Origin of the sequence: Paraburkholderia podalyriae, assembly GCF_014397785.1 — a bacterium.
GTDB classification, from domain to species: domain Bacteria; phylum Pseudomonadota; class Gammaproteobacteria; order Burkholderiales; family Burkholderiaceae; genus Paraburkholderia; species Paraburkholderia podalyriae.
Genome location: NZ_VZQQ01000139.1, coordinates 1 through 6,170 on the forward strand (window position 1 = coordinate 1; position 6,170 = coordinate 6,170).

Annotated in this window: 5 protein-coding genes and 1 pseudogene; 3 read left to right on the forward strand and 3 right to left on the reverse strand. The window is 58.8% G+C overall.

What is annotated here, in order from left to right; translation table 11 throughout:
• On the forward strand, positions 1–245 hold a 245-nt coding region (locus tag F6X42_RS41395), incomplete at its 5' end, for an ATP-binding protein (RefSeq protein WP_246530476.1).
• 283 nt (positions 246–528) lie between these two features.
• Here F6X42_RS41395 and recD2 read toward each other — a convergent pair.
• Both recD2 and F6X42_RS45740 read right to left on the reverse strand, forming a co-directional pair.
• The gene (recD2, locus tag F6X42_RS41400) at positions 529–2,238 is read right to left on the reverse strand and encodes an SF1B family DNA helicase RecD2 (RefSeq protein WP_246530528.1); all 1,710 of its coding nucleotides are present in this window, start codon (positions 2,236–2,238) and stop codon (positions 529–531) included.
• Between the two features lie 103 nt (positions 2,239–2,341).
• Positions 2,342–2,854 (reverse strand): annotated as a pseudogene (locus tag F6X42_RS45740) (YrrC family ATP-dependent DNA helicase); the annotation flags it as partial.
• Between the two features lie 119 nt (positions 2,855–2,973).
• On the opposite strand from F6X42_RS45740, the gene F6X42_RS41405 reads away from it, so the two are divergent.
• Positions 2,974–4,749: a hypothetical protein gene (locus F6X42_RS41405; protein ID WP_187639550.1), complete on the forward strand. Its 1,776-nt coding sequence runs from the start codon at positions 2,974–2,976 to the stop codon at positions 4,747–4,749.
• A gap of 364 nt (positions 4,750–5,113) precedes the next feature.
• Here the strand turns inward: F6X42_RS41405 and F6X42_RS41410 are convergent, their stop codons facing one another.
• Positions 5,114–6,034, reverse strand: a complete 921-nt coding sequence (locus F6X42_RS41410) for an alkaline phosphatase family protein (RefSeq protein WP_187639551.1) — start codon at positions 6,032–6,034, stop codon at positions 5,114–5,116.
• A gap of 32 nt (positions 6,035–6,066) precedes the next feature.
• On the opposite strand from F6X42_RS41410, the gene F6X42_RS41415 reads away from it, so the two are divergent.
• A partial coding sequence (locus tag F6X42_RS41415; RefSeq protein ID WP_376776525.1) for a hypothetical protein occupies positions 6,067–6,170 on the forward strand: 104 nt, incomplete at its 3' end.

Below are 6,170 nucleotides of genomic sequence, written 5' to 3' on the forward strand. Positions count from 1 at the left end.
GCGACGACGGCTATGTGATCGTCTCGGTGCAAGATTCCGGGACAGGAATTGACCTGCAGCACGCCGATCGGCTATTCGAACCGTTCTTCACTACGAAGCCCGAAGGTATGGGTGTGGGGCTTTCTATCTGCCGTTCGATTATCGATGCCCATGGTGGGCGGGTGTGGGCAGAGAACAATGCCGGATACGGCGCGACCTTTCAGTTCACTATTCCCGTGATCGGCGATAGTGGATCGGGGGAATGACCGGTTGCGGCCCCAGAATTGCAGGTTCGGCCTGCACTCAGAGGTACGACGCAAGCAATTTCACCGCAATCGCCACACAACCCAGCAACAACAGCGCGCGGACGTCGGCCGGCCCGATCTTGAAGAGGCGGTGGTGCCGGTGAGAGAGGTATCCCAAGCGACGGCTTTGGGCCTTGAACCGGCCGCCCGGCGACCGACTATGGATGTCCGAGACGGGTCGACATCGGCCTGTCGCGACGCGACAAACAGCAAGAGACAACTCGCGAACATTCAGCGCAACGATTCACAGGCGCAACCATTCTGCGAGTTTCGACCAGCGACGCTCCGTTTGCTTGCCCTTGACCGCAATCGCCAGGGCTCGCTTTTGCCCGACCAGTACCACCAGGCGTTTGCCGCGCGTGATGCCGGTGTAGATCAGATTCCGCTTGAGCATCATGTAGTGTTGCGTCGAGACGGGAATCACCACCACGGGGTATTCCGACCCCTGGGATTTGTGGATGGTCGTCGCGTAGCACAGCACCAGCTCATCCAGCTCGCCAAACGCGTACGTCACGATGTGATCATCAAAGGTCGCCGTCAGTTCCTGCTCATCCGGGTCGATGTGTGTCACAAACCCGATGTCGCCGTTATAGACGTCCTTGTCGTAGTTGTTCTCGATCTGCATTACTTTGTCGGCGACGCTGAAGCGATAGCCAAACTTCTCGATGCTGTGCTCACCCGGCGGATTCAGCGCCTCCTGCAACATCTGGTTGATGCCGCGAGCGCCGGTGAGACTTCGGTTCATCGGGCACAGCACCTGAATATCGCGCACCGGGTCCAGCTGGAATTTTCTGGGTAGCCGGATCTTGACCAGGTCGACGATAGTCTGCGCAATCGCTTCGGGTTCGTCGGCCGGCACAAAATAGAAATCCGACTCTTCGCCTTTTTCCGGCAGGGACGGGAACAGCCCCTGATTGATCTGGTGGGCGCTGCGAACGATGCGCGAAGTGGCAGCCTGCCGGAACACCTCCGTCAGCCGCACGACAGGCACCGCACCCGATTCGATCAGATCCGCAAGAACCTGTCCGGGGCCAACGGATGGCAATTGATCCACGTCCCCGACGAAGATCATCGCCGTGTTGGACGCCACGGCCTTGAGCAGCTGGCTTGCCAATGGCACGTCGACCATCGAGCACTCGTCCGCCACCAGCAGATCACATTCCAGCGGCGACTCCTCGTTGCGCTTGAACTGCCCATTGGCTGGATTGACTTCAAGCAGCCGGTGGATGGTCTTCGCCTCAAGTCCGGTCGATTCCGACAGTCGCTTCGCTGCGCGTCCAGTTGGCGCGCACAACAGCGCCTTCACCTGTTTGGCGCGCAGGATCGTCAGTATCGAATTGACCAGTGTCGTCTTGCCAACACCAGGGCCGCCAGTGATGACCAGCAGCTTTGACGACAGGGCCAGACGGATCGCCTGCTTCTGGCTATCTGCAAGCTGGATCGCGAGCTTCTGTTCGACCCACGGTATCGCCTTGCCGGCGTCAAACGCGCTCCACGGCGGCGAACCCGAGCTCAGGCGCTTTATCTGTGAAACGATGGAACGCTCGGCGTTGTACAACGGCGCGAGGAACACGCTGGGAACGCCATCAACGGTATCGGCGATCACGACCTCCTCTGCCAGTTCCTGGTCGATCGCATCTTCGATGACGGCCTGCGGAATTTCGAGCAGCTTCACGGCGAGCGACACGAGCTGGCTGCGCGGCAAACCACAATGGCCTTCTCCTGCTGCTTCTGACAGCGCGTAGGAGACTCCAGCCCGCGCCCGCAGCGGGGAGTCACGTGCGATGCCGATCTTCTGGGCGATGGTATCTGCTGACACGAACCCGATGCCACGAATGTCCCGGGCCAGCCGGTAAGGATTTTCCGTGACGGTAGCGATCGCGTCCTGGCCATACGTCTTGAAAATACGTACGGCACGGGATGTTGAAACGCCGTTGCCGTGCAGAAAGACCATGATCTCGCGAATGATCTTCTGGTCGGCCCAGCCCGACGTGATTTTTTTTTGCGCGGATCTCACCGATTCCCTCGACATCACGAAGCCGTGCGGGAGTTTGTTCGATGATGTCGAACACTGCCGCGCCGAAAGCTTTGACCAGCCGGCCGGCGTACACAGGTCCGATACCCTTGACCATGCCGGACCCAAGGTAACGTTCGATGCCGGTCAGCGTGTTCGGCGGCGAAATCCTGACGAAGACCGCCTTGAACTGCCTGCCGTGCTCACGATCCGTCACCCACGTACCTGACGCCGACGCGTACTCCCCTGGCGCCACGGTCGGGGTATGCCCGACCAACGTAATGAGGTCGCGCTCGCCCTTGACCTTCAGGCGCAGAACGCAGAAGCCACTGTCGGCATTGTGGAAGGTGACGCGCTCGACCAGTCCCGCGAGGCGATCTGGTTCGGGCGTGGGTGCGGTATTGGGTGGGCTTGCTGACATGAACAGGGCGCGGCGTGTTATCTCGCTGCCGAAATGCTGACGGGTCTGGCATCCTACCGTGTAACGCTGCGATATTCGCCCTTCCTGTTGCTGCCCGTTCAGCTCCTTTTCTGAGATACGGGTTTTACTCCACATCCGTGTCCAAAAGCCGCCGCATGCTCTGGAGTTGCGAGCCTGCACTCAGTCCGCGGGTGAACCGAAGATGTCGACGATAATGCTCGTCATCTTCCTGAGTACCACGTCCAATTTTACCCATGAACACATTGAACGAAGTGCTTGTCCGCCTCACCATGGACCAGTTGAAATCGCTCATGCGCTGGCTTCCTGATGCTGCCCGCACCGGCAGGAAGGACGAACTGGTCGGTGCGATCCTGAAAAGTCTCTCTGGAGAAGGGCTGCGTGCACTATGGGAAAGTCTAGACGATATCCAACGTCTGGCGGTGGCGGAGACCGCCTACGACCTGGACGGTCTCTTTGATGGAAACCTCTTCCGGGCGAAATACGGGCGGTTGCCGGATTTCACCATCAAGGAGGATGGCCGCCGCTATCCGTATTATGGACCGCCGACGGCATTGGGCCTCTTTTTGTACTACCAGGACGGGCGTTACACCCTGCCCGTCGATATGCGCGAGCGACTGAGAACCTTTGTGCCTGAGCCCGAGCCCGTCAGGCTGAACACAATCGGGACGCTGCCAGAGATGCACGGTGAAAACCGGCTGACGGCGCGACACAGCGAACGCGATGCGATTCTGGATCTGTCGGTGCTGCTGCGGCTGGCGGATCAGGGCAAAATTCAGGTCAGCGACAAGACCTCGCTCCCCGGCTCAGCGACGCTGCGTCTTTTGACGGAAAACCTCGCGGGTGGCGATTTCTACGTCCCCACGCCGACGCGAAACCAATGGGATCAGGAAATCGGCCCGATCAAGGCATTCTCGTGGCCGCTGCTGCTTCAGGCTGCCGCATTGGTGCAACGGAACGGCAGCAAACTGGCTCTGAGCGCGGCGGGTGTGAAAGCGTTGACTTCCTCCCCAGCCGATGTGCTGGGGACGATCTGGAGAAAGTGGCTTAAATCCAGCCTGTTTGACGAGTTCAGTCGCATTGACGTCATCAAGGGGCAAAAATCGAAAGGTCGCGTCATGACTGCCCTGGCGCCGCGTCGCGCTGCCATCACCGAAATATTGAGGCTCTGTCCGGTCGGAGAGTGGGTCGACGTCGATGACCTTTCCCGATTCATGCAGGCGACCGACCACACGTTTGACGTTACGCACGACCCGTGGAAGCTTTACATCAGCGAACAGCAATATGGCAGCCTGGGCCACGACGGTTATCATAGCTGGGCGATTCTGCAGTTGCGCTATCTGCTCTGCTTCCTGTTCGAGTACGCCGCCGCCCTCGGCATCATTGATGTTGCCTACATCGAACCGACTGAGGCGCGTAGCGATTTCGGTGACCTGTGGGGGACAGACGATCTGCAATTCCTCAGCCGCTACGACGGCCTGATCTACTTCCGCCTGACGCCGCTGGGTGCCTATTGTCTCGGATTGAGTGATGACTACACGCCCGCCCCGATTCAGCCCACCGTCAGGCTTTCGGTTTTGCCCAGTCTGCAGGTACGCGTTGTTGGGGGAAACCTGTCGGCGGAAGAATTACTCACGCTTGACACCTGGGCCGTACAGGCAACAGATAAGAGTTGGAGTTTGGACCGTCAAAAGGCCGTTGGATCTATTGAAAAAGGGTATGACATTGCAGAGCTTCTAGCGTTTCTGCAGGCCCGGGAAGAGCAACCCGTGCCAGAAACGGTGGAGTCCTTCATGAAGACGACCCAGAAACAGGGGAAGGCGCTGAAGATCAAGGGCACCGCACTTCTGATCGATTGTGAGGATGCGGAAATCGCCGACATGATTGCCACGCGTAAGGAAACAACCGGTTTGTGTCTACGCGCAGGCGATCGACAACTTGTAGTCCGGCTTGAAAATGAAGAAAAATTCCGGACCCTGATACGCAGCCTGGGCTTTGGTATGGCTACCTGATGCTCTACCTCAAGGCGCATCACATGCCGCAGATGTTCGTGAAGGAGCAGTCAGCGCTGCTCGCGAATGGCTGTTCTAGTTGATGTCGAGCGAGCACAGGGGATCGATATGAACCTTTCGCGAACGGCAGAAGTCGGCCAGTTCCTGCCATTCGTCGCACGATCAAATGGTCACCCAAGCGGCCGATCCACCTCCGAAAGCAGCCACTCACCGCAAATAGCGGCTTGACGCGTTATCGGCGGGCGCTGTGCCTTGACAGCCCCTCTTGAGCGTTTGTTTCCGGCGTGCGAAGGCTCGTTCCGGAAGCTTCACGAGGAAACCTCCGGAACCGTCATCATTTCAGGTGGTACGTCGGCATATTCCGTCAGTGCAAGTCAGGCAGCACCTGCGTCTGCTCCATCTTCACAGCATCGAGTTCGCTTGGGTTGAGCCCCAGCAACTTGAGGATTGTCGGCGCAATCTGCTTCGTCTGGACGCGGTCGTCGACAATCTCGTTTGAGATACCTTTGCCCCAGACGACGAGCGGTACATGACGATCCTCCTCGGCATCGCCGCCGTGCTCGGCAATCTTGGAGAGCTTGCTGCCTGCCCAAACGGTTCCATGCTGCGCGATGCCAACGAGATCTGGGTAGCAATCGTCGCCCTGCGGAACGCGGAACAAGTCCGCGGCTTCTTCGCCAGTATAGATCTTCGTCACGCCGGCTTGAGTGAATGGCTTTGAGACAGGACTGCCTGTTGCATCAGAGCCCACCCCGGTGCCGGAATAGCTGAGGAGGAAGTTGCGCGCGAAATCGGTCGCTTTTGAAGACCGGTCGTTTAACCACATCAGGATCCCGTCGTCATCGATCGCGTGCGCAACGAGATGCGGCTTCATGGGATCCTTACAGGTTGCGCTGTTTTTCTCCCACGCGCAATTCAGTGCGTCTATCATGTCACCGTCGTTGATGATCGTCAGATCCTCGCGGTTCTTCGGCGACTGCCCGTGCTTCGCGGACAATATGACGACCGTGTTCGTCGGGTCGAAGGCCTTGTCGTTCAACATGTCCGCCAGCTTATCGTCGACGAACGTGAGCGCACTCTGCAGTACCACGCCTGGCTTGGTGCCGTCATCCCTATAGCCGCCAAGCCCATTCTTCACCACGGTGGTGTTTTTTGGATCCGGAAAATAGTTCGAGTTGTTCAGCTTCTGTGCGGTCGACACTGCCTGGAAGTTCATGCCGAAAATCGCCGGAGTACCATATGTTCCATTGCCCGCATGGTCATGTCCACGGATCCAGTTGACCACTGCCTCCGCCTCTCGAGCGGCAAATCAGACCCATTGCCCTCGGAAGGGCGAACTGGCTCTTCGCGGGCTCCCCGCGCGGCGCCCGCGCGAGCGCCACGATGTATTCGCTGCTCGGCACGGCTCGCCTGAACGGTTT

Coding starts and splice junctions, on each gene's coding strand:
- F6X42_RS41405 (WP_187639550.1), top strand. CDS start 2,974: ATGAACACATTGAACGAAGTGCTTGTCCGCCTCACCATGGACCAGTTG.
- recD2 (WP_246530528.1), bottom strand. CDS start 2,238: ATGGTCTTTCTGCACGGCAACGGCGTTTCAACATCCCGTGCCGTACGT.